Source organism: Amycolatopsis saalfeldensis (genome assembly GCF_900110575.1).
In the GTDB taxonomy this organism is placed as follows: Bacteria; Actinomycetota; Actinomycetes; order Mycobacteriales; family Pseudonocardiaceae; genus Amycolatopsis; species Amycolatopsis saalfeldensis.
In genome coordinates this window covers 275059-296481 of sequence record NZ_FOEF01000002.1, presented here as the reverse complement: position 1 = coordinate 296481, position 21423 = coordinate 275059, and the positions used below count along the sequence as shown (strand labels likewise).

General features: G+C 72.9%; 20 protein-coding genes. 12 read left to right on the top strand and 8 right to left on the bottom strand.

Translation table 11 applies throughout. The features are described 5' to 3' along the window. Nucleotides 1–66: 66 nt before the first annotated feature. Nucleotides 67–1686 carry an ABC-F family ATP-binding cassette domain-containing protein gene (locus BMY97_RS05455; protein WP_091613418.1) on the top strand — a complete coding sequence of 540 codons (1620 nt, stop codon included), beginning with the start codon at nucleotides 67–69 and terminating at the stop codon, nucleotides 1684–1686. A gap of 71 nt (nucleotides 1687–1757) precedes the next feature. Further along, nucleotides 1758–1979: a hypothetical protein gene (locus BMY97_RS05450; protein WP_143086126.1), complete on the top strand. Its 222-nt coding sequence runs from the start codon at nucleotides 1758–1760 to the stop codon at nucleotides 1977–1979. Between the two features lie 7 nt (nucleotides 1980–1986). Here BMY97_RS05450 and mshC read toward each other — a convergent pair whose 3' ends face one another. Both mshC and BMY97_RS05440 read right to left on the bottom strand, forming a co-directional pair. Further along, the gene (mshC, locus tag BMY97_RS05445; protein ID WP_091613412.1) at nucleotides 1987–3225 is read right to left on the bottom strand and encodes a cysteine--1-D-myo-inosityl 2-amino-2-deoxy-alpha-D-glucopyranoside ligase; all 1239 of its coding nucleotides are present in this window, start codon (nucleotides 3223–3225) and stop codon (nucleotides 1987–1989) included. A gap of 81 nt (nucleotides 3226–3306) precedes the next feature. Further along, entirely contained in the window at nucleotides 3307–4065 is a 759-nt protein-coding gene (locus BMY97_RS05440) for a MerR family transcriptional regulator (protein WP_091613410.1), read from the bottom strand. Between the two features lie 114 nt (nucleotides 4066–4179). Here BMY97_RS05440 and BMY97_RS05435 point away from each other — a divergent pair, with 114 nt between their 5' ends. Then, entirely contained in the window at nucleotides 4180–5496 is a 1317-nt protein-coding gene (locus BMY97_RS05435; RefSeq protein WP_091613408.1) for a cytochrome P450, read from the top strand. A gap of 10 nt (nucleotides 5497–5506) precedes the next feature. Here the strand turns inward: BMY97_RS05435 and BMY97_RS05430 are convergent, their stop codons facing one another. Both BMY97_RS05430 and BMY97_RS05425 read right to left on the bottom strand, forming a co-directional pair. Further along, nucleotides 5507–7465 carry a vWA domain-containing protein gene (locus BMY97_RS05430; RefSeq protein WP_091613407.1) on the bottom strand — a complete coding sequence of 653 codons (1959 nt, stop codon included), beginning with the start codon at nucleotides 7463–7465 and terminating at the stop codon, nucleotides 5507–5509. Between the two features lie 37 nt (nucleotides 7466–7502). Then, a complete protein-coding gene (locus BMY97_RS05425; protein ID WP_091613404.1) occupies nucleotides 7503–8900 on the bottom strand; it encodes an ATP-binding protein in 1398 nt (465 codons plus the stop codon). Between the two features lie 100 nt (nucleotides 8901–9000). On the opposite strand from BMY97_RS05425, the gene BMY97_RS05420 reads away from it, so the two are divergent. Beyond that, nucleotides 9001–9798, top strand: a complete 798-nt coding sequence (locus BMY97_RS05420) for a hypothetical protein (RefSeq protein WP_091613402.1) — start codon at nucleotides 9001–9003, stop codon at nucleotides 9796–9798. Between the two features lie 13 nt (nucleotides 9799–9811). On the opposite strand, the gene BMY97_RS05415 is transcribed toward BMY97_RS05420, so the two are convergent. Beyond that, nucleotides 9812–10864: a ferrochelatase gene (locus BMY97_RS05415; RefSeq protein WP_091613399.1), complete on the bottom strand. Its 1053-nt coding sequence runs from the start codon at nucleotides 10862–10864 to the stop codon at nucleotides 9812–9814. An 85-nt stretch (nucleotides 10865–10949) separates the two neighbouring features. On the opposite strand from BMY97_RS05415, the gene BMY97_RS05410 reads away from it, so the two are divergent. Both BMY97_RS05410 and BMY97_RS05405 read left to right on the top strand, forming a co-directional pair. Then, nucleotides 10950–11534: a TetR/AcrR family transcriptional regulator gene (locus BMY97_RS05410; RefSeq protein ID WP_091613397.1), complete on the top strand. Its 585-nt coding sequence runs from the start codon at nucleotides 10950–10952 to the stop codon at nucleotides 11532–11534. 78 nt (nucleotides 11535–11612) lie between these two features. Next, complete coding sequence (locus BMY97_RS05405) at nucleotides 11613–12803, top strand: Cmx/CmrA family chloramphenicol efflux MFS transporter (protein ID WP_091613394.1); 1191 nt, start codon at nucleotides 11613–11615, stop codon at nucleotides 12801–12803. 67 nt (nucleotides 12804–12870) lie between these two features. Here the strand turns inward: BMY97_RS05405 and fabI are convergent, their stop codons facing one another. Beyond that, nucleotides 12871–13638, bottom strand: coding sequence for an enoyl-ACP reductase FabI (gene fabI, locus BMY97_RS05400; protein ID WP_091613391.1), 768 nt, complete (start codon nucleotides 13636–13638; stop codon nucleotides 12871–12873). Nucleotides 13639–13692: 54 nt separating this feature from the next. Further along, nucleotides 13693–14397 carry a beta-ketoacyl-ACP reductase gene (fabG, locus tag BMY97_RS05395; RefSeq protein WP_091613388.1) on the bottom strand — a complete coding sequence of 235 codons (705 nt, stop codon included), beginning with the start codon at nucleotides 14395–14397 and terminating at the stop codon, nucleotides 13693–13695. 191 nt (nucleotides 14398–14588) lie between these two features. Between fabG and BMY97_RS05390 the strand changes: the two genes are divergently transcribed. The 6 genes from BMY97_RS05390 (at nucleotide 14589) to BMY97_RS05365 (ending at nucleotide 20410) form a co-directional block, all read left to right on the top strand. Beyond that, nucleotides 14589–15911, top strand: coding sequence for an MFS transporter (locus BMY97_RS05390; RefSeq protein WP_091613385.1), 1323 nt, complete (start codon nucleotides 14589–14591; stop codon nucleotides 15909–15911). 8 nt (nucleotides 15912–15919) lie between these two features. Then, entirely contained in the window at nucleotides 15920–16591 is a 672-nt protein-coding gene (locus BMY97_RS05385) for a response regulator transcription factor (protein ID WP_091613383.1), read from the top strand. 3 nt (nucleotides 16592–16594) lie between these two features. Continuing rightward, on the top strand, nucleotides 16595–18019 hold the full coding sequence (locus BMY97_RS05380; protein ID WP_091613380.1) for a sensor histidine kinase: 1425 nt from the start codon (nucleotides 16595–16597) through the stop codon (nucleotides 18017–18019). Between the two features lie 514 nt (nucleotides 18020–18533). Further along, nucleotides 18534–19469, top strand: a complete 936-nt coding sequence (locus BMY97_RS05375) for a TAXI family TRAP transporter solute-binding subunit (RefSeq protein WP_091614549.1) — start codon at nucleotides 18534–18536, stop codon at nucleotides 19467–19469. A gap of 24 nt (nucleotides 19470–19493) precedes the next feature. After that, nucleotides 19494–19928 (top strand): acyl-CoA thioesterase, encoded by a 435-nt coding sequence (locus BMY97_RS05370; protein ID WP_091613378.1) that lies wholly within the window; start codon nucleotides 19494–19496, stop codon nucleotides 19926–19928. Between the two features lie 8 nt (nucleotides 19929–19936). Beyond that, a complete protein-coding gene (locus BMY97_RS05365; protein WP_091613375.1) occupies nucleotides 19937–20410 on the top strand; it encodes a tRNA (cytidine(34)-2'-O)-methyltransferase in 474 nt (157 codons plus the stop codon). Here BMY97_RS05365 and BMY97_RS05360 read toward each other — a convergent pair. After that, the gene (locus BMY97_RS05360) at nucleotides 20407–21387 is read right to left on the bottom strand and encodes a VWA domain-containing protein (RefSeq protein WP_091613372.1); all 981 of its coding nucleotides are present in this window, start codon (nucleotides 21385–21387) and stop codon (nucleotides 20407–20409) included. The genes BMY97_RS05365 and BMY97_RS05360 overlap by 4 nt on opposite strands. Nucleotides 21388–21423: the final 36 nt, after the last annotated feature.

The window sequence follows — 21423 nt, the reverse complement described above, 5'->3', positions numbered from 1 at the left end:
CATCCGCTCCCGTGAGCCAAGAGTCCCGTCGGGGAACCATTTCCATCCCAGGCCCGGTGATCGCTCATGTCTCTTTTCCTGCAAGCCAAGGACGTCGTCTTCGGCTACGGCACCCATACCGTCCTCGACGGCGTCTCGCTGACGGCCTCGGCCGGCCAGCGGCTCGGCCTCGTCGGCGAGAACGGCTCCGGCAAGTCCACCCTGCTGCGGCTGCTCTCCGGCCTCGAAGTGCCGCGCTCAGGCGAAATCGTCCGCGGTGACGACCTCGGGTTCCTGCTCCAGGAGCTGCCGTTCCCGGGCACCGCGACCTTCGCCGACGTCGTCGACAGCGCGCTGGCCGAGATCCGCTCGGCCGCCGGCCGGCTGGAGCGGCTCACGTCCGCGATGGCCGACCGGCCTGATGATCCGGCCCTGCTGGAGGAGTACGGCCGGGTGCTGGAGTGGGCCCAGGCGCACGACCTCTGGGACGCCGACCGGCGCGCCGAGCTGGTCACCGGCGGGCTCGGGCTCGGCGGCGTCGACCCCGGCCGCCGGCTGTCCACACTGTCCGGTGGCCAGCGCTCCCGCCTCGGCCTGGCCGCGCTGCTCATCCGGCGGCCGGCCACGATGCTGCTCGACGAGCCGACCAACCACCTCGACGATGCCGGGATGGAGTTCCTGGAGCAGCACCTGGCCGAGCTGACCGGGGTGGTCGTGCTGTCCTCGCACGACCGGGTGTTCCTCGACGCGGTCTGCACCGGCATCGTCGACCCGGTCCCGGCCGACCGGCTCACCGGCGGCGCGACCCGTTACGGCGGCGCGTACACCGACTACCTGAAGGAGAAACGCGCTGAGCGAGCGCGCTGGGAACAGCGCTACTCCGAGGAGCAGGACGAGCTGAAGGAACTGCGTCAGTCGGTGGCGGTGACCGCCCGCCGGGTCGCACACAACCGGCCGCAGCCGGACAACGCGAAGACGCTCTACGACCGCAAGGGAGGGCGGGTCGAAAAGCAGGTCTCCCGCCGCATCCGGAATGCCCGGCTGCGGCTGGACGAGCTGACCCGCGGCCAGGTGCGGAAGCCACCCGCGCCCCTGCGTTTCCGGGGCACGCTCACCACGCGGACGCCGGGCGAGGGTCCCGCGATCTCGGTGCGCGGGATCGAGGTGCCGGGACGGCTCAGCCTGATGGAGCTGGACGTCACCGGTTCGGCGAGGCTGCTCGTGACCGGCGGCAACGGTGCGGGCAAGTCCACGCTGCTGGCGGTGCTGGCGGGCCGGCTCGCGCCGCCGGCCGGGACCGTCCACTTCGGACCCGGGGTGCGGGTCGGGATGCTGGAGCAGGACGTGGAGTTCGACGAGCCGGGGCGCTCGGCGCACGAGGTGTACCTCGCCGCGCTGGGCGAGTCGGCCCCGCCGATGTCCCAGCTGGGCCTGCTCGGGCCGCGCGACCTCGGCCGTCCGGTGGGCGAGCTGTCCGTCGGGCAGCGGCGGCGGGTCGCGCTCGCCGTGCTGCTCGCCGATCCGCCGGACGTGCTGCTGCTCGACGAGCCGACGAACCACATCTCGCTGACGCTGGCCGAGGAGATGTTCGCCGCGCTCGGCAGCGCGCCGGGCGCGGTCGTCATCGCGTCTCATGACCGGTGGCTGCGCCGGGACTGGGAGGGTGACCACTTAGAGCTTGATGCTCGCCGGACGGCGTCCGTATAGGTCGTTATACAGTTCCGAGGATGGTGCGGAGTGAGAGCTGCGCTTCGGCCAGGTGGTCCCGGAGGGATCGCTTGGCCGAAGCGGGCCGCAGCCATTGCCGCACCGTCGTCCGCCTGCAGCCCACGGTGCTTACGGCTTCGCCTCGGGGCCTGATCGAGATCGCCCGTGCCGCCGGCGTGTCCGGCTACGTGGGCGACGGTGCCAGCCGCTGGCCCTCCGCGGACACCCGCGACACCCTGGATTGGGAGCCGTCTCGGCCCAGGCTGGTCACCGCCCTCGAAAAGGAGGTCTGAGCGTCGCTCAGAGCTGGATGCCGAGCAGCGCGTCGACGGCGGTGCGGATCAGCGCGGGCGCGGCGGTGTCGGTGCCGTCGCGCCGCAGCGCCGCGGCCGCCCACGCGTCCACCGCGGCCAGTGCCTTCGGCGTGTCGAGGTCGTCGGAGAGGTGGTCGCGCAGCCGGGCGAGCACCTCGGTGGCGTCCGGGCCGGCCGGCAGCGCGACGGCCTCCCGCCAGCGGGCGAGCCGCTCCTGCGCCTCGGTCAGCAGCCCGTCGGTCCACGGCCGGTTCTCGCGGTAGTGCCCGGCGAACAGCGCCAGCCGGATCGCGCCGGAGTCGACGCCGTCGGCGCGCAGCCGCGAGACGAACACCAGGTTCCCGCGCGACTTCGACATCTTCTCGCCGTCGAGGCCGATCATCCCGGCGTGCACGTAGTGCCGGGCGAACGGGTGGTCCCCCGCGACCGCCTCGGCGTGCGCCGCGCTGTACTCGTGGTGCGGGAAGATCAGGTCCGAGCCGCCGCCCTGCAGGTCGAAGCCGAGGCCGAGGCGGTTGACCGCGATCGCGCTGCACTCGATGTGCCAGCCCGGCCGCCCGGCGCCCAGCTCCGACTCCCACGACGGCTCGCCCTCGCGCGCCACCCGCCACAGCAGCGCGTCGAGCGGGTGGCGCTTGCCGCGCCGGTCCGGGTCGCCGCCGCGCTCGGCGAAGAACTTGTTCATCGTCTCGGCGTCGTAGTTGGACTCGTAGCCGAACCGGCCGGTGGCGCCCCGGTCGAAGTAGACGTCCGGGAACTCCGGGTCGTCGGCGCGGTAGGCGCTGCCGTTGGACAGCAGCTTCGCGATCACCTCGACGATCTCCGGGATGCTCTCGACCGCGCCCACGAACTGGCGCGGCGGCAGCACGCGCAGCGCCGTCATGTCCTCGCGGAACAGCGCCGTCTCGCGCATCCCGAGCACCACCCAGTCGTCGGAGTCGCGCTCGGCGCGCTCCAGCAGCGGCTCGTCGATGTCGGTGACGTTCTGGACGTAGTGCACCTCGTGGCCGTTGTCCCGCCACACCCGGTTGACCAGGTCGAACGCCAGGTACGTGGCCGCGTGGCCGAGGTGCGTGGCGTCGTACGGGGTGATGCCGCAGACGTACATCCGGGCAGTGGCACCGGGCGCCGTCGGGCGGATCTGCCCGGTCGCCGTGTCGTGGAGCCGGAGGGGGCGGGGGGTGCCCGGAAGCCGGGGCACGTCGACGGATGACCAAGTCTGCATACCCCCGACTGTAAGCGTGACGGCCGTACGCTTTCCCACCCGGTGGGAGCGACGGGTGCCGGACCCGCCGCTCCCCCGCGGTCAGTGCTTTGCCGCGTTCGCCCGGATGGCGTCACGCACGTACGCGCCGATCCCCGGCCGCTGCTCGTCCTCCCGGATCAGGAACCCGAGCTGGACCGGTTCGGTGGCGTACAGCTCGCCGATGCGTTGCTGCACCTCGTAGCCGCACTCCCCCATGACGCGTCCGAGCATGGCCCGGCGCGCCTCCGCCAGCTCCCCCGCCTCGGCGCCGTCGGCCGGCGAACCCGCGTCGACCAGCGCGACGAGCCGGCCGACCCACGCGACGCGCTCGGCCTCGCCGTCTTCCCACTCCTGCTTGGTCCCCGGCAGCGTCCGGCGCTGCCACTCCGGCGTGCCGCCCCAGCGGCGGGCGGCCTCCTCCGGGTAGCCCTCCGGCTCGCGGAAGCCGCCGAACACCTCGAACTTCTCCTCGGGCGTCAACGCGTTGCCCATGGCTCTCGCCTCCAGTACACGATCGACGGCCGCGACCATGCGCCCGAGCTGGCCCTGCCGCTCCACCAGCAGCTCGCGCTGCCGTTTCAGGTGGGCATCGGCGTCGACCCCCGGGTCGTCCACCATGGTCACGATCGTCTCGAGGGGGAAGCCGAGCTCCCGGTACAGCAGGATGCGCTGCAACCGGTCGAGGTCGTCGTCGCTGTAGTGGCGGTAGCCCGCGGACGTGCGCCCGCCCGGCGACAGCAAGCCGATCTCGTCGTAGTGGTGCAGCGTGCGGACGGTGACGCCGGACAGCGCCGCCACCTCACCCACCCGGTAGCCCATCTCCCCCGCCTTTCCGGCCCCTGCGGGCCCTGTCCTGAACGACGATCGCGCCTCACGTCGCGTGAGGGTCAAGTCCGGTGGACACCGGGTTCCCGCACGAGTACCAACAACAGCATGGCCCTGCGGACGCTGTCCCGTTCCCGTACGTCGCCCCGGCCACCCGGCCCGCGGCTGCCCGTCGTGGTGCAGACGGTTTTGTTCGGCGCCTTCCGCCACGTGTTCCAGCCGCTGCTGCAACGGCGCTACGGCACCGTGTTCCGGCTTCGGATCTACCCCGAGCGCAACGTGGTGCTCGTCGGCGACGTCGAGCTGATCAAGGCGGTGTTCGCCGGCCCGGTGGAGACCTTCCACGCAGGCGAGGGCAACGTCGTGCTCAAGCCGGTGATGGGCGAGCACTCCGTCCTGCTCACCGACGAGCAGGAGCACCTGCGGGCCCGGCGGCTGCTCATGCCGGCCTTCCACGGCGCCGCGCTGCGCGGCTACCGCGACCTGGTCACCGAGCTGGCCACGGCGGAGCTGGACCGGTGGCCCTCGGGCACCCCGTTCCGTGCGCACGACCGGATGCAGGCGCTGACGCTGGAGATCATCCTGCGCGTGGTGTTCGGCGTCGCGGAGGGCCCGCGGCTGGACGAGCTGCGGGCCCTGCTGGGGCACGTGGTCGACGTCGGCGCGCTCGACCTGTTCGGCTGGCACAGCCCGGCGCTGCAGAAGGTCGGCCGGTGGCGGCGCAACCGCGAGCGCCAGGACCGCGTGGACGAGCTGCTGTACGCGGAGATCGCGGACCGGCGCACCGCCACGGACCTCGAAGGCCGCACCGACGTGCTGTCCCGGCTGCTGTCCGTGCCCGGCGACGATCAGCTGACCGACCCCGAGCTGCGCGATCAGCTGGTCACGCTGCTGCTGGCCGGTCACGAGACCACGGCGACCGCGCTGGCCTGGGCGTTCCACGAGCTGGCGCGGAACCCCGCGGTGGCCGCCGCGACCACGCGCGCCGCGGACGAGGGCGACGAGAAGTACCTCGAAGCGGTGGCGAAGGAGGCGATGCGGCTGCACCCGATCATCTCCGAGGTCGCCCGCCGCCTGACCGAGGACATCACCCTCGGCGGCTACACCGTCCCGGCCGGGCACACTGTGCTGCCGTCGATCTCGATGGTCCACGCCGACGGCGCGAACCACCCGTCTCCCGAGGTCTTCGACCCCACGCGGTTCCTCGGCGGTGGCCCGGAAACGGGCACCTGGCTGCCCTTCGGCGGGGGCGCGCGGCGCTGCCTCGGCGCGGGATTCTCCTTGCTGGAAGCGACGATCGTGCTGCGCGAGCTGTTCACCCGTTACCGCGTCACGGCCGCCGACCCGCGCCCCGAGCCGACGAAGACCCGGCACATCACGCTCGTGCCGGGCCGCGGCGCGCGGATCGTCGTCCACCGCCGCTGAATTCGCCGCGCTACCGGCGCCGGGTGCGGAGGTAGTCGTTGACCACGGCGGCGCCGAGCCCGTCGACGTCCGGCGCCACCACCCGGCCGCCGGAGCGGCGGGCGATCACGTCGACGAACGCCTCCAGGCGCGGGTCGTCGCCGAGCCGGAACACCGTGACCGAGGCGCCCAGCTTCGCCAGGCGGTCCACTTCGGACAGTGTCTTGTGGATGGTCCGCGGGTCCGGCGGATAGTCGAAAACCGCCTCGCCGTCGGGTTCCAGGTGGGCCGTGGGCTCGCCGTCGGTGACCATCAGGACCACCGGCTGGGCGTCCGGGTGCCGGCGCAGGTGCCGTCCGGCGAGCAGCAGCGCGTGGTGGGCGTTGGTGCCCTGCTCCCAGGTGCCCTCCAGCCCGACCAGCTCCGGCAGGTCCACCGGCATCGCGTAGCGGCCGAAGGTGATCAGCTGCAGCGCGTCGTTGCGGAACCGGGTGCTGATCAGCTGGTGCAGCGCGAGCGCCGTGCGCTTCATCGGCAGCCAGCGGTCCTCCTGGACCATCGACCACGACGTGTCCACCAGCAGCGCCACCGCCGCCCGTGACCGGTGCTCGGTCTCCACCACCTCGACGTCCTCGACGTCGAGGGTGACCGCGCCCGAGCCCAGCGACGTCGACCGCAGCACGGCGTTGCGCACCGTCCGCGGGACGTCCCACGGCTGCATGTCCCCGAACCGCCACGGCCGGCTGGCCCCGGTCGGCTCGCCCGCAGCGCCGGCCGACTCGGTCTCCCGATCGCCGGTCTTGCCACGCAACGCGTTCACGATGTCCGACAGCGCGGTCTCGCCCAGGCGCCGCAACGCCTTGGGCGACAAGCGAAGCGAGCCGTCGGCGGCCCGTTCGAACAGGCCCTGGCGGCGCAGCTCCCGTTCCAGCTCCGACAGCCGCCGCGCGTCGACGCCGGCGTCCTTGCCCAGCTGGCGCTCCAGCGACTCGAGGTCGATGTCCTCCAGCCGCGCGCCGGGGTAGGACTGGCCCAGCTGCTCGGCGAGCCCGTCCAGCTCGGCCAGGTCGGCCATGGCCTGCGCGCCCTCGCCCATGCCCAACGGGTCCTGGCCGCGGAAGCGCTCCGAAGACGTCCAGTCCTCGCCCGGCCGCAACGCCTGAAGCTGCGCGTCCAGCGCCGAAAGCTGCTGCGCCAGCCGAGGGTCGCCGAACGCCTGCTGGGTCAGCTCCGCCAGCTCGGCGCGCTGCTCAGCGGACATCGAGTTCATCATCCGCTGCGCGGCGGCCGCGCGGGCGGCGAGCACGTCGATCAGCTCGTCGACGTTCTGCGGGTTCTCGGGGAAGAACTCGCCGTGGCGGTTCATGAACTCGGCGAACCGCTCCTCGATGTCGTCGGCGCCCTGCGCGTGGGCGGCGAGCAGGGCGTTGAGGTCGCCGAGCATCTGGTTGACATGCTCGACGTCCTCGGGCCCGGCGTTCTGCAGCGCCTCCTTCATGCCCTGGAACCGCGAATCGAGCAGCTCCCGGCCGAGCAGGTCGCGGATCTGGTCGTATTTCTCGCGGCCCTCGGACGAGCGCCAGTCGTACTCGCTCAGCTCCCGCACGGCCGCGGCGGTGCCCGGCGGGAGCGCGTCCAGCTGCGCTTCGCGGAACCGCGCCTCGTCGTCGGGGTCGGGGAACAGCTCCCGGCGCTCGGCGGTCAGCGCCTCGCTCAGCAGCTGCTGGACCTCCTGCAGCGTGCCGTCGAGCCGGTGGCGCCGCTGGATCTCGGAACGGCGCTGCCACAACCGCCGCGACAGCTCGTCGAGGCCCGCCGTGCGCTCGGTGCCGCGCCGCAGCAGTTCCTCCAGCGCCGAACGCGGTGAGGAGCCGGCCATCACCTCGCGGCCGATCTCGTCCAGGGCGTCCCGCAGGTCCGCCGGCGGCGCCAGCGGATCCGGCCCGTCGTGCCACGGCCCGTACGCGTAACCCTCCGGAAGCTGTGTCAATGCCGCCTCCGCGGGAAAAAGTACGTCGGCGGGTGCATTACTGGCCGTACACCGTCATGTTGTCGTCGGAGTCCTTGGCCAGCCGCCGGGCCAGGAACAGCGACTCCAGGGCCAGCTCCACCGCCGCGGCGATGCGGCCCGCGGGCTCGTCGGAGGACACTCCGGCCCGCTGGGCGACCTCGTGCAGCACCGGCAGCTCCGGCAGGGCGGCGAGCACGTCCTTGCCCGGCACGCGCTCGCCGGTGGCGACCAGGTGCCCGTCGGCGACGGCGTCGGACAACGGGCGCAGGTCCAGCCCGGCGAACCGCTCGCGCGCGGTCTCCGCGACGGCCCGGCGCATCAGGTGCACCAGGTGCTCGACCTCGCGCCCCTCCTCGCCCGGTTCGAACTCGATCTTGCCGCGCAGCACGGCGGGCACCGCGTCGAGGTCGACCGGGCGCGCGACCGGCGGCTCCTCGCCGGTGAGCGCGGACCGGCGCAGCGCGGCGGCGGCCACGGTCTCGGCGGCGGCGACCGCGAACCGCGCGGAAACGCCGGAGCGCTGGTCGATCACCGGCGACTCGCGCAGATTGCGCACGAACCGGGCCAGCACCTCCAGCAGCGGCTCGCCGACCTCGGCGACCAGGTTCGCCTCCTGCCGCACCACCGCGACCTCGGACTCGACGTCCAGCGGGTAGTGCGTGCGGATCTCGGCGCCGAACCGGTCCTTGAGCGGGGTGATGATCCGGCCGCGGTTGGTGTAGTCCTCGGGGTTCGCCGTGGCGACGAGCAGCACGTCCAGCGGCAGCCGCAGCGTGTAGCCGCGGACCTGGATGTCGCGCTCCTCCATCACGTTCAGCAGGGAGACCTGGATGCGCTCGGCGAGGTCGGGCAGCTCGTTGATCGCCACGATCCCGCGGTGGGCACGCGGCACGAGGCCGAAGTGGATCGTCTCCGGGTCGCCGAGGCTGCGGCCCTCGGCCACCTTCACCGGGTCGACGTCGCCGATCAGGTCGCCGACCGAGGTGTCCGGCGTCGCCAGCTTCTCGGTGTAGCGCTCGCTGCGGTGGCGCCAGGCCACCGGCAGCTCGTCGCCCAGCTCGGCGGCCCGGCGGACGGACGCGGGCGTGATCGGGTCGAGCGGGTGCTCGCCGAGCTCGGAGCCCTCGATCACCGGCGTCCACTCGTCGAGCAGGCCGGCCAGGGTGCGCAGCAGGCGGGTCTTGCCCTGGCCGCGCTCGCCGAGCAGGACGACGTCGTGGCCGGCGAGCAGCGCGCGCTCGAGCTGCGGCAGGACCGTGCGGGAGAAGCCGACGATGCCCGGCCACGGGTCGCGGCCGTCACGGAGGGCTTCGAGGAGGTTGTCGTGGATCTCGCGCGCGATCGGGCGCGGCGCGTGGCCGGCAGCGCGAAGCTCGCCGGCGGTACGGGGAAAACCGTCTGGAACAGCGTTCACCCCCTCGACGCTACTTACCGTTCGGGTGTACGTCGACGTGGAGCGACTCCAGCGTGGGCGATCGGCGGGCCCGCCCGGCGGACGGGTAAAATAGGGCGTCGTGTGCCGTCCCAGTGCGACCCTCGCCGTCTGGTCCTCCGCGTGGCTGAACGGAGCCGCGGCTTCCGACGATGTGCTCGACTCCCTCGAAGCCTGGGGTGAGGCGCACGACGTCGTGGCCGCCGACGCGCCCGCGGCGGAGGCGTTCGAGCTGCCGCTGGCGTTCAACCGCGCGGCCACCCCGGTCCAGCTGATGATGGCGTTGCGCGCGCAGGGCGCGAAAAGCGCCCAGCTGGTGCTCCCGGTCCCCGGCGACGTCCGCGGCCTCGGCGGCGGCGGCCCGTTCACCGAGGCGGCGCTGCGCTGCGGCGACGCGGTGGTGCTCACCGAGCTGGGCTTCGGCCTGGTCCCGGAGCCGATCGCCGAGGGCCTGATGCGCTGGACCGTCTACTCCCTGAGCGCGCCGGCCCCGCTGGAGTACCAGTCGCTGCCCGACGCCGAACACGGCCTCACCGACGCCATCCGCGCGAGCGCCGGCGCGCTGCAGACCCTGGACGTGGCGAGCGACCGGCCGAGCGTGCGCGCCGAGCTGTCGGCCCACCTGCGCTCCCAGCCCCAGGTCGAGTGGCCGGCCGGGATGCCCGCGCGCTCGCTGCGCGTGCTGCAGCGCGCCGAGGAGATCTCGGCCATCCTGGCCATCGCCCGCACCGACGACCCGGGCGGCGCGCTGTCCGCCTCCGCGGCGGTCCAGCGCGCGGAAGCGTTGCGCCCCTTGGCCGACGCCGTCCGCACGGCCCGCACCGCCGCGGTCAACGAGGCCGTCCGCGTCTTCGCCGACCAGGGCGACCGGCACCCCTGACGCCGGCCCCTGGTCAGGCCGGGCGGGGCGAAGGGCGTTTCGCCGGTTCGCAGCAGCCGATCGCGCACGGCGCGCCGTTCACGGTGCAGCCCGCGACCGGGAACCCGGAAAGCTTGCGGGCCGGGGCGTCCTCCACGTGTTCGCGGATCAGCTCGACCACCAGCTCCGCGAAACGGGGGTCCGAATCGGGCGTCGCGGCGCGGGCGAAGGCCATGCCGTGCCCGGCGGCGCGCTCCGCGGCCTCGTTGTCGAGGTCCCAGATCACCTCGAGGTGATCCGAGACGAAGCCGATCGGGCTGACCACCACGGACTCGACGCCGCGCTCGTGCAGCGCGTCGATGTGGTCGACGATGTCCGGCTCCAGCCACGGCACCTGCGGCGGGCCGGAACGCGACTGCCAGACCACGTCGTACTCCGCGATCCCCGCCTCCGCCGCGACCAGCCGGGCCGCCTCGGCGATCTGCTGCGAGTAGCGGTGACCGCCTTCGGACGGCGGCCCGGCGGCCCGGTCCGCGCTCACCGGCACGGAGTGGGCGGTGAACACAGTCCGGGCGTCCGGCCGGTCGCCGAGCCGCGCGTGAGCGGCGCGCACCGCGTCCGCGACCGCCGAGACGAACAACGGGTGGTCGAAGAACTGGCGCAGCTTCACCAGGTCCGGCGCGCCTTCGCCCACCGCGGCCCGGGCGCGCTCGATGTCCTCGTCGTACTGACGGCAGGCCGAGTAGCCGCCGTACGCACTGGTCGGGAACACCAGCGCGCGCCGCACGCCGTCGGCCTTCATCTCGGCCAGCGTCTGCTCGACCATCGGGTGCCAGTTGCGGTTGCCGAAGCGCACGGGCAGTTCGACGCCCTCGGCCGCCAGCTGCTTTTCGACGGCCGCGATCGCGGCGCGGTTGAGCCGGTTGATCGGCGAGACCCCGCCGAAGTGCTGGTAGTGCTCGGCGACCTCGAGCAGCCGCTCGCGCGGCACGCCCCGGCCCCGGGTGACGTTCTCCAGGAACGGCATCACCTCGTCGGGCCCCTCCGGGCCGCCGAACGAAAGCCATAACAACGCGTCGTAACCCACCAGCCCATCTTGCCGCTGTGGCGGGGCCCACGGCGAGCCGGGCTCGTTATGTACTGATCCATCCAAAACGTGCTACGGTCGCCGCATGCCCAGGCCACGGGAGTTCGACGAGACGGTCGCGCTGGAAGGCGCCATGAACGCCTTCTGGGCGCACGGCTACGAGGCGACTTCGACCCAGGACCTGTGCACTGCCACCGGACTCGGCCGCAGCAGCGTCTACAACACCTTCACCAGCAAGCACGCCCTGTTCCAGCGGGCGCTCGAGCACTACACCGAGCGCGGCGCCCGCAGCCGCGCCGAGGTACTGGAGCAGGCCGAGGACGGCCTCGACGCGATCCGCCGGCTTCTCTCCGACCTGATCGAGGACGAACTCGGCAACGGCCGCCGCGGCTGCCTGATGGTCAACACCATCGCCGAGTTCGGCACGGCCGACGCGGAGGTCACCGCGAAGGTCGAGACGGACACGGCGGCTTTCCTTGCCGCCCTTGGCGATTACGCCCGGCTCGGCCAGGCGGACGGCAGCGTCACCCGCGACCGGGACCCGGCCGACATCGCGCAGTTCGTGCACAGCACCGTCGGCGGGCTGCGGCTGATGTCGCGCCGCGGCGCGCAACGCCCGGCGATGGCGGCGGTGGCCGACATCGCCGTCTCCGCGCTCGCCCGCCGCTGACCGAAACCCCTTTCCGCTCATCAGCGTTGATGGCACCCGGGCTCATTTTGTACCAATCAATCCACAAGGAGGAGACCCGTGCCCCTCGCCGTCTTCGTGCTCGGGCTGAGCATTTTCGCGCTCGGCACCTCGGAGTTCATGATCACCGGGCTGCTGCCCGGGATGGCCACCGACCTCGGGGTCAGCATCCCCGACGCCGGCCTGCTGATCTCGGCGTTCGCCGTCGGCATGGTGGTCGGCGCGCCGCTGCTCGCCGTGGGGACGCTTCGGCTGCCCCGCCGCACGACCCTGCTGGCGCTGCTGGTGGTCTTCGGCGCCTCGCACGTCGTCGGCGCGCTCTCCCCCGGTTACGCCCTGCTCTTCGCGACCCGTGTGGTGAGCGCGCTGGCCTGCGCGGGGTTCTGGGCCGTCGCCGCGGCGACCACCATCTCGCTGGTGCCCGCGGCCCGGCGCGGGCGCGCGCTCGCGGTGCTGGTCGGCGGCCTGACCGTGGCGAACATCGCGGGCGTCCCGGCCGGCACACTGCTGGGCCAGCACGCGGGCTGGCGCACGGCGTTCTGGGCGGTGGCGGCGCTGACCGTGGTGGCGGCGGCCGGGGTGCTCGCGTTCGTGCCGCACACCGCCGTGGACGCTTCCGCCGTGCGGGTGCGGACCGAGCTGAGCGTGTTCCGCAACGGCCGGGTCTGGCTGGCGCTGGGCGTGATCGCGCTTTCGCAGGCCATGGTGTTCGCGACGTTCAGCTATCTCGCGCCGCTGCTCACGACTGCCGACGGCCTGCCATCGGCCCAGGTCCCGCTCGTGCTCGGGCTGTTCGGCGCCGGCGCGCTGATCGGCATCACCGCGGGCGGCAAGCTCGCGGACACCCATCCGTTCGCCACGCTGTACGGCAGCTTCGGGCTCGCCCTCGTCGCGCTCACGACGCTGGCACTGACTTCGAACGCGGTGGTCGCCGTGGTCGCGGTCCTCGTGCTGGGCGCGGCCGGCTTCGCCGCCAACCCGGCCCTGAACGTCCGCGCGTACTCCGTGGCCGGCGGCACCTCCACCATGGTCGGCGCGAGCACGACCGCGGGTTTCAACGTCGGCAACACGGCCGGCCCGTGGCTCGGCGGCACGGCCATCAACGCGGGCCTCGGGCTCCCGAGCGTGGCCTGGGTGAGCGCGGCCCTCGGGGTGCTGACGCTGGCCGCCTTGACGTCCGCCCTCCGGGTCCAGCGCTCGGACGACGCGCGATCCTCGCCGCTGCCCCCAGCGCCCGCGACCGTCCACTAGGGACACTGAAGGCAGTGAGCGGCCCTCGTGCGGATGTCCGCACGAGGGCCGCTCACCGGGTCATGGCTCAGATGCCGAGCGCGTGCACCCCGCCGTCGACCATGATCATCGAGCCCGTGGTGGCGGGCAGCCAGTCCGAGAGCGCGACGCAGACGGTCTTGGCCGTCGCGGTCGGGTCGGAGCTGTCCCAGCCGAGCGGGGCGCGGTCGTTCCAGCCGTCTTCCAGCTCGTTGAAGCCGGGGATGGACTTCGCCGCCATCGTCTTCATCGGGCCGGCGCTGACCAGGTTCACGCGGATGCCGCGTGGGCCGAGTTCCTTGGCCAGGTACCGGTTCACCGACTCCAGCGCGGCCTTCGCCACGCCCATCCAGTTGTAGGCCGGCCACGCCACGCGCGCGTCGAAGTCCATGCCGACGATCGACGAGCCCGGCGCCAGCAGCGGCAGGGCCGCGACGGCCAGCGACTTGAACGAGAACGCCGAGACGTCCACCGCCACCTTCACGTCCTCGCTCGGCGCGTCCAGGAACGGCGCGCCGAGACAGGTCTGCGGCGCGAAGCCGATGGAGTGCAGCACGCCGTCGAGGCCGTCGACGTGCTCACGCACGCGGTCGGCCAGGCTGTCCAGGTGCTCGGTATTGGTGACGTCCAGCTCCAGGACGGGTGCTTCCTCCGGCAGCCGCTTGGCGATGCGCTCGACCAGCGACATCCGGCCGAAACCGGTGAGCACCACTTTCGCGCCCTCCTGCTGCGCGATCTTGGCCGCGTGGAACGCGAGCGAGGCGTCGGTGATGACGCCGGTGATCAGCAGCCGCTTGCCTTCGAGCAGTCCGGGCAACGGGTTCCTCCAGGTCGTGGGGTCAGCTCGGGAAAAACGGTCGGTGTCAGAAGGTCAGTGGCCGAGGCCGAGGCCGCCGTCGACCGGCAGCACGGCGCCGTTGACGTAGCCGGCGTCGTCGGAGGCCAGGTACCGCACGGCGGCGGCGATCTCCGCGGGCTCGGCGTAACGGCCCGTGGGCACCTGGGCGAGGATCTCCTTCTTGCGGTCCTCGCCCAGCGCGTCGGTCATGTCGGTGCGCACGAAGCCGGGCGCGATGACGTTCGAGGTGATGTTGCGCGAGCCCAGCTCCCGGGCCAGCGACCGCGAGAAGCCGACCAGGCCCGCCTTCGAGGCCGCGTAGTTCGCCTGGCCCGCGGAGCCGGAGAGGCCCACCACCGAAGAGATGAAGATGAACCGGCCCCACTTGCCGCGCAGCATCCCGCGGGAGGCGCGCTTGGCCACGCGGAACGCACCGGTGAGGTTCGCGTTCACGACGCGTTCGAACTGCTCCTCGGTCATCCGCATCAGCAGCGTGTCGTCGGTCAGCCCGGCGTTCGACACCAGCACCTCGACCGGCCCCTGGTGCTCCTCGACCTGCTTGAACGCGGCGTCGACCTGCTCGGTGTCCGTGACGTCGGCCTCGACGCCGAAGAGCCCTTCGGGCGCGCCGGAGCCGCGGTGGGTGACCGCCACCTGGTGGCCCTGCCCGGCGAGGTCCAGCGCGATCGCCAGACCGATCCCCCGGTTGCCGCCGGTGACCAAGACCGACCGTCCCACTGCGACTCTCCTCTGTTCGTACCAACGTGCCGGCACGAGGCTATCGCCCCCGGCCGGGCGGCTCCGCACCCGGCGCCACCTCAGCCTCCCGGCGTGGCGCGGGTGTCCTAAGGCGAGGTAAGGAACCGCGCTTCGACCTTGATGGTTACCCGCCGGTTGGTCACCGTGAGTCGCGACACAGGAGGTCAAAGATGACTACCCGGATCCACGGCGAGGCCGGCCCCGCGAGCGAGCGGCGGGTCGTCGCGAACGTGCTGCGCGGCTCGATCGGCAACCTCGTCGAGTGGTACGACTGGTACGCCTATTCGGCGTTCACCATCTACTTCGCCAAGTCGTTCTTCCCCGGCGGGGACGCGACGGCCCAGTTCCTCAACACCGCGGCGGTGTTCGCCGTGGGCTTCCTCATGCGCCCGCTGGGCGGCTGGATGCTCGGCCGGTTCGCGGACCGGTTCGGCCGCCGCTCGGCGCTGGTGCTGTCGGTGTCGATGATGGCGTTCGGCTCGCTGATGATCGCCGCGACGCCCGGCTACCAGACCATCGGCGTCGCCGCGCCGATCCTGCTCGTGCTCGCGCGGCTGTTGCAGGGCCTGTCCGTCGGCGGTGAGTACTCGACCTCCGCGACGTACCTGTCCGAGGTGGCCACGCCCGGCAAACGCGGCTTCTACTCCAGCTTCCAGTACGTGACGCTGGTCGGCGGGCAGCTGCTCGCGCTCGGCCTGCAGCTGATCCTGCAGAGCGTGCTGACCGAGGCCCAGATGGGCGACTGGGGCTGGCGCATCGCGTTCGTCGTCGGCGCCATCGCGGCCGTCGTGGTGATGGCACTGCGGCGCGGGATGGACGAATCCGCCAGCTACCAACGCGTCTCGGCCGAGACGGGCTCGGAAGCCGGGGAACGAGGCACCTTGCGCGCGCTCGTGAAGTACCCGAAGGAGATCGCGCTCGTCGTCGGCCTGACACTCGGCGGCACCGTCGCCTTCTACACGTACGCGACGTACACGCAGAAGTTCCTCGAGAACACCGCCGGCATCCCCCGCCGGACGGTGACCGTGATCCTCTTCGCCGCGCTCCTGGTGTTCGCCATCGTCCAGCCCCTCGCGGGCCGGCTTTCGGACCGGATCGGGCGCCGGAAGCTGCTGATGTTCTTCGGCATCGCGGGCACGGTGCTGACCGTGCCGATCATGACGACGATGGCGCACACGAAACAGCCGGTGCTCGCGTTCCTGCTGCTGCTGGGCGCGCTGGTCATCGTCACCGGCTACACCTCGATCAACGCGATCGTGAAGGCCGAGCTGTTCCCGACGAAGATCCGCGCGATCGGCGTCGGCCTGCCCTACGCGCTGACCGTCGCGATCTTCGGCGGCACAGCGGAACTCATCGCGCAGGCGCTCAAGAAGGCCGGCCACGAGTCGCTGTTCTTCTGGTACGTCGCGGCCTGCATCCTCGTGTCGCTGGTGGTGTACGGGACAATGCGCGAAACGTCGCGTTCGTCCGCCCTCGAACGCGAAGAGGACTGAGGCTGAGGATGGCCGTGCGCGTGCTGCTCGTGGAGGACGACGCCGGGGTCGCCGGCGCGCTCGCCGAGACGCTGCACGCGCACGGCCACGCCGTCACCAGCGCTGGCCGGGGCGCCGACGCGCTCCACCGGCACCACGGCGCCGACCTGCTGCTGCTCGACCTGGGCCTGCCCGATCTGGACGGGCTGGACGTGCTGCGCAAGATCCGGCAGGTCTCGGGCGTGCCGGTCATCGTGCTCACCGCGCGCGGTGACGAGCGGTCCGTGGTCCGCGGGCTCCGCCTCGGCGCCGACGACTACCTGACGAAGCCCGTCCGCCTGGCCGAGCTGCTGGCCCGGATGGACGCCGTCGTCCGCCGGGCCCGAGCCCGCACCGCCCCGGCCGGGGACGCGGTGGTGCGGGTCGAGGACGTCGAGATCGACCTGGGCGGGCGGCAGGTGCTCGTCGCCGGCCGCGACATCGGGCTCACCACCAAGGAATTCGACGTGCTCGCGGTGCTGGCCGCGCGGGCGGGCACGGCGGTCAGCCGCCAGCAGCTGATGGACGAGGTGTGGGGCGACGCCCACCTGGCCGTGTCCCGTTCGCTGGACGTGCACCTGACCCAGGTGCGCGCGAAGCTCGACCGGCCGGGCCTGCTCACCACGATCCGGGGCTTCGGCTACCGGCTCGGCCGGGGCTGAGGCGTGCGCACCCGGCTCCTGGTCGTGCTGGTGACGCTGGCGTTGCTGGTCGTCGCCGCGTTCGCCGTTCCGCTGCTGTCCTCCACCGCCGGGCAGCGGACGCAGGAGCTGGTCATCTCGCGCAGCAGTGACGTTGACCGCTTCGTGGTGCTCGCGCAGCAGGCGGTCGATTCGCGCGACCCGGCGGCGCTCGCGGCCGAAGCGGCGCAGTATTCGTCGTTATACAGCGAGGCGGTGGTGGTGGTCGACGCGCAGCGGACGCCGCTGGTGCAGGCGGGCGGGATGTCCGCCGCGGAACCGGCCGTGCACGCGCTGGTGGAGGCGACGATGCGCAACGAGCCGCCGGCCCGCGTCGAGGCGCTGAGCCCGTGGTCGGCCACACCGGTGCTGTTCGCGCGCCCGGTCGGCACCGGGACGCGGGTCTCGGGCGTGGTCGTGCTGCGGGCCTCGGTGACGGCGGCCGCCGCGGACGTCACGGCGGCGTGGAGCGCGATCGCGGCGGGCGCCTTGCTGGTGGCCGCGGTGTTCGTGCTGCTCGCCGTCCTGCTCGCGCGGTGGATGGTGCGGCCGCTACTGGAGCTGGAGACCGGCGTGCTCGCCGTCGCGGGCGGGCACCGGGCGCAGGTGCCCGAACGGTCCGGCCCCCGCGAGCTGCGGACGCTCGCAGCGTCGGTCAACCGGATGTCGGACGCCGTCGTGGAGGCCGCCGACCAGCAGCACCGGCTCGTCGCCGACACCTCCCACCAGCTGCGCAACCCGATGGCGGCGCTGCGGCTGCGCGTCGACTCTCTCGGCGCCGAGCTGGACGACCGGCACGCCTACCACGCGACCGTCGCCGAAGTGGAGCGCCTGGAGCGGATCCTCGACGGCCTGCTCGCGCTCGCGACCGCGGAGAGCACCGCGACCCGGCTCGCGGCGGGCGGCGCGGACCGGCCGGCCGAGCTGGCTGAATCGGCCGAGCTGACCGAGCCGGCCGACCTCGCGACCGTGATCGCCGAGCGCGTCGACGCCTGGCGCCCGGCGGCGGACCGGGCGGGCGCCACCCTGGTGCCGTGCCCCGCCCACGCCGAGCCGGTCCTGGTCCACGCCCCGGAGGGCGAGCTGGCCCAGATCCTCGACGTCCTCCTGGACAACGCCGTCCACTACGCCGGCCACGGCGCCACCATCACCGCCGGCTGGGAACCCCACGGCGCCACCACCACCCTGGTGGTCACCGACGACGGCCCCGGACTGTCCACAACGGACCGCGCCCGCGCGACGGAGCGATTCTGGCGCGCCGGCGGCGAAGGAGCGCCCCGCGGAACAGGGCTGGGCCTGGCCATCGTCCGCGAGCAGACCCGCGCCCGCGGCGGCACGCTGGAGCTTCGGGCCGCCGAGCCGCACGGGCTGGAAGTCCGGGTCACCCTGCCCGCGGAGGTGACGTCGTGAGCACCACCCGCCGCACGACGCGGGCTGGAAACCCTGGTCGCGCTGCCCGCGGAGCCGACATCGCGAGCACCACCCACCGCACCACGCCGCCCGGAAACCCAGGCCACACCTCCCGCGCCCGCAACCCCATCAGCACCACCCACCACACGACGCAGCCCGGAAACCCGGGTCGCGCTGCCCACCGAGCCGACACCGCGAGCACCACCCGCCGCACCACGCCACCCGGAAGCCCCCGCCACACCTCCCGCGCCCGCAACCCCATCAGCACCACCCACCACACGACGCAGGCTGAAAACCCGGACCGCGCAGCCCACCGAGCCGACACCGCGAGCACCACCCACCGCACCACGCCGCCCGGAAGTCCGGGCCACACCTCCCTCGCACGCAACCCCATCAGCACCACCCGCCGACCCGCGCTGCCCGGAAACCCGCTCACGCCGCCCGCGGAGGCAACACCGTGAACACCAGCCACCGCACCACGCCACCCGGAAACCCGCGCCACACCCCCACACGCATCACCCGCCGCGCGGCGCTGCTCGGTGGGCTCGGCCTGGCGCTCGCGGGCTGTGCCAGTGGTTACCGTGGCCCGGGGCGGGACGTGACGATCGCCGCGGGTGAGCCGGGCGGGTTCTACCTCGCGTTCGCCGAAGTGCTGGCGGCCGAGGTGAGCCGTGCGGAGCCGTTGCTGCGCTGCGCCGCCGTGCCGACGGAGGCGAGCGTCGCCAACGTCGAGCTGGTTCGGGACGGGAAGGCGGACCTCGGGCTGGTGCTCGCGGACGTCGCGCAGTCGGCCCTCACGGGCGCGGCGCCGTTCCCCTCGCCGGTGCCGCTGCGGGCGCTCGGCCGGGTGTACGAGAACTACCTCCAGCTGGTCGTCCGCGCCGCCGACGGGCTCGCCGGCCTGCCGTCGCTGGCCGGGCGGGCCGTCTCGCTCGGTGCGAACGGGTCCGGTGCGGCGCAGCTGGGCGAACGGGTCTTCGGCGCGGCGGGCGTGCGCGTCCAAGCGCAGCACCTGCAGCTCGCCGACGCCGTCGCGGCGCTGGCCGGCGGGACCATCGACGCGCTCCTGTGGTCCGGCGGCGTGCCGACCCCCGCGCTCGCCGACCTCAACCGCCGGACCCCGCTGGCGCTGCTGCCGCTGAACACCGTCATCCCCCAGCTGCGGGCGGCGCACGGGCCGGTCTACGAGCCGGTCCAGGTGCCCGCCGACGCCTACCGCGGGGTCGGCGCGCTCGCCACGATCGGCGTCGCGAACCTGCTGGTCTGCTCCCCCGCCCTGCCCGACGACGTCGCCGCCGCGGTGGTGCGCGTGCTCGCCGGCCGGGCGGCGGACCTGGTGCCCGCCCAGGCCGTCGGCACGCAGTTCCTCGACGTCCGCACGCTGATCGGCACCCGGCCCGTGCCGTTGCAGGCCGGTGCGGCCGAGACCTACCGGGCGCTGCACGGCTGATCCGGGCCTCGCTAGATTGGACGGATGAGCCCCGGCCGCCGCCCCCTCGCCGAGATGCCGCTGCGCGTGCGCTACCACGAGTGCGACGGCCAGGGCATCGTGTTCAACGCGCACTACCTGGCCTATGTGGACATGGCTGCGTTCGAGGTGGAGAAGGCGCTTTTCGGCTCCCACCAAGCGTTCCTGGCCACCGGGGCCGACATGGTCGTGGCTGAGTCGAACCTGCGCTACCGCGCGCCGTGCCGCTTCGACGACGAGCTGGTGGTCTCGGTGTTCCTCAGCCACTTCGGCACCACGTCGATCGTCTACGAGTCCGAGATCCGCCGCGACGGCAAGCTCACCACCGAGGCCACCCTCCGCTACGTCTTCATCGACCCCGCGACCCTGCGCAAGTCCCCGCCGCCGCCGGAGGTCCGCGAGGCCTACGCGGCGTACCTGCCCGCCTCCGCCACCTCGTAAGGCCAGCCATGTTCCGCGTGCTCTTCTACCACCCCGAGATCCCGCCGAACACCGGCAACGCGATCCGGCTCGCCGCCAACACCGGGTGCGAGCTGCACCTGGTGGAGCCGCTCGGCTTCTCCTTGGAGGACAAGCAGCTCCGCCGCGCAGGGCTCGATTACCACGACCTCGCGCGCGTCCACGTGCACGCCGACCTCGCGGCCGCGTGGCGGACGCTGCTGCCGGCCAAGGTGTACGCCTTCAGCGCGTCGGCCACCCGGCTGCACACCGAGGTCGCGTACGAGCCCGGTGACGTGCTGATGTTCGGCCCGGAATCCGCCGGCCTCCCCGCCGAGGTCCAGCACGCCCCCGAGGTCACCGACCGCGTGCGGCTGCCGATGCTGCCGACCAGCCGCTCGCTCAACCTCGCCAACACCGCGGCGATCAGCATCTACGAAGCCTGGCGCCAGAACGGTTTCGCCGTGACCGAGCACCACGGCTAGGGAATTCTCTGGCCGATCAGCAGTGAAGCCGCCGCGCCGATCATCAGCACCAGCGTGCCGATGACGAGCCACGGCTTGCTCGCGTCGGCGTCCTTCAGCTCGTAGCCGATCTGCTCGCCGAGGTCGGCGTAGACCTTCTTCAGCTCGTCCGCGCTGGCCGCCTTGTAGAACTGGCCGCCGGAGAGCTGGGCGATCTCGCGCAGGGAATCGTCGTCCACGCGCACGTCCTGGGGCCGGCCCTCGATGTTGACCGAGCCGTGGGTGGTGCCGAACGAGATCGACGAGATCGGCGCCTGAGCCTGCTTCGCCGCCTGCGCCGCGGTGTACGCGCCACGCGGGGCGTACAGGTCCTCGGGCACGGTCTGCTTGCCGTCGCTCATCAGCACGATCCGCGCGGGCGGCGGTCCGTCCGCGCCGCCGACCACGGCCGAGAAGCTCTCGATCGATTGCAGGGCCGCGAAAATCCCCTCGCCGGTGGCCGTGGACTGCGCGAGCTTCAGATCGCTGATCGCCTTCACCACGCCGGCCCGGTCGGTGGTCGGGTTGACCAGCACCGTCGCCGTGCCCGCGAACGAGATCAGGCCCAGGTTGACGCCCGGGGTCATGTTCTTCGCGAACTGCGTCGCCGCGTCCTGCGCCGCCTTGAGCCGGGTCGGCGCGACGTCGGTGGCCTCCATCGACAGCGAAACGTCGATCACCAGCATCACCGTGGCACGGTTGCGCGGCACCTTCTGCTCGGCGGTCGGCCCGGCCAGCGCGACGGTGAGCACCAGCAGCGACAGCACGATCAGGACCGCGGGCAGGTGCCGGATCCAGCCCTGGGTCTTGGGCGCGACCTTGTCGAGCAGCTCCAGGTTGGCGAACCGCATCACGCGCTTGCGCCGCGCCCGCTGGGCGAGCACGTACGCCACGGCGACCGCGGCGACCGCGATCAGCAGCAGGAACCACCAGGGTGCGGTGAAACCGGTCAAACTCATGCGCCCGCCTCGCTATTGCCCGGCGCGGCCTGAGCC

Excerpts from the sequence above, each read along its gene's own strand:
- mshC (WP_091613412.1), bottom strand. The coding sequence starts at position 3,225 with ATGCAGACTTGGTCATCCGTCGACGTGCCCCGGCTTCCGGGCACCCCC.
- BMY97_RS05435 (WP_091613408.1), top strand. The coding sequence starts at position 4,180 with ATGGCCCTGCGGACGCTGTCCCGTTCCCGTACGTCGCCCCGGCCACCC.
- BMY97_RS05370 (WP_091613378.1), top strand. The coding sequence starts at position 19,494 with ATGAGCCCCGGCCGCCGCCCCCTCGCCGAGATGCCGCTGCGCGTGCGC.
- BMY97_RS05390 (WP_091613385.1), top strand. The coding sequence starts at position 14,589 with ATGACTACCCGGATCCACGGCGAGGCCGGCCCCGCGAGCGAGCGGCGG.
- BMY97_RS05360 (WP_091613372.1), bottom strand. The coding sequence starts at position 21,387 with ATGAGTTTGACCGGTTTCACCGCACCCTGGTGGTTCCTGCTGCTGATC.
- BMY97_RS05440 (WP_091613410.1), bottom strand. The coding sequence starts at position 4,065 with ATGGGCTACCGGGTGGGTGAGGTGGCGGCGCTGTCCGGCGTCACCGTC.
- BMY97_RS05410 (WP_091613397.1), top strand. The coding sequence starts at position 10,950 with ATGCCCAGGCCACGGGAGTTCGACGAGACGGTCGCGCTGGAAGGCGCC.
- BMY97_RS05385 (WP_091613383.1), top strand. The coding sequence starts at position 15,920 with ATGGCCGTGCGCGTGCTGCTCGTGGAGGACGACGCCGGGGTCGCCGGC.
- BMY97_RS05365 (WP_091613375.1), top strand. The coding sequence starts at position 19,937 with ATGTTCCGCGTGCTCTTCTACCACCCCGAGATCCCGCCGAACACCGGC.
- BMY97_RS05455 (WP_091613418.1), top strand. The coding sequence starts at position 67 with ATGTCTCTTTTCCTGCAAGCCAAGGACGTCGTCTTCGGCTACGGCACC.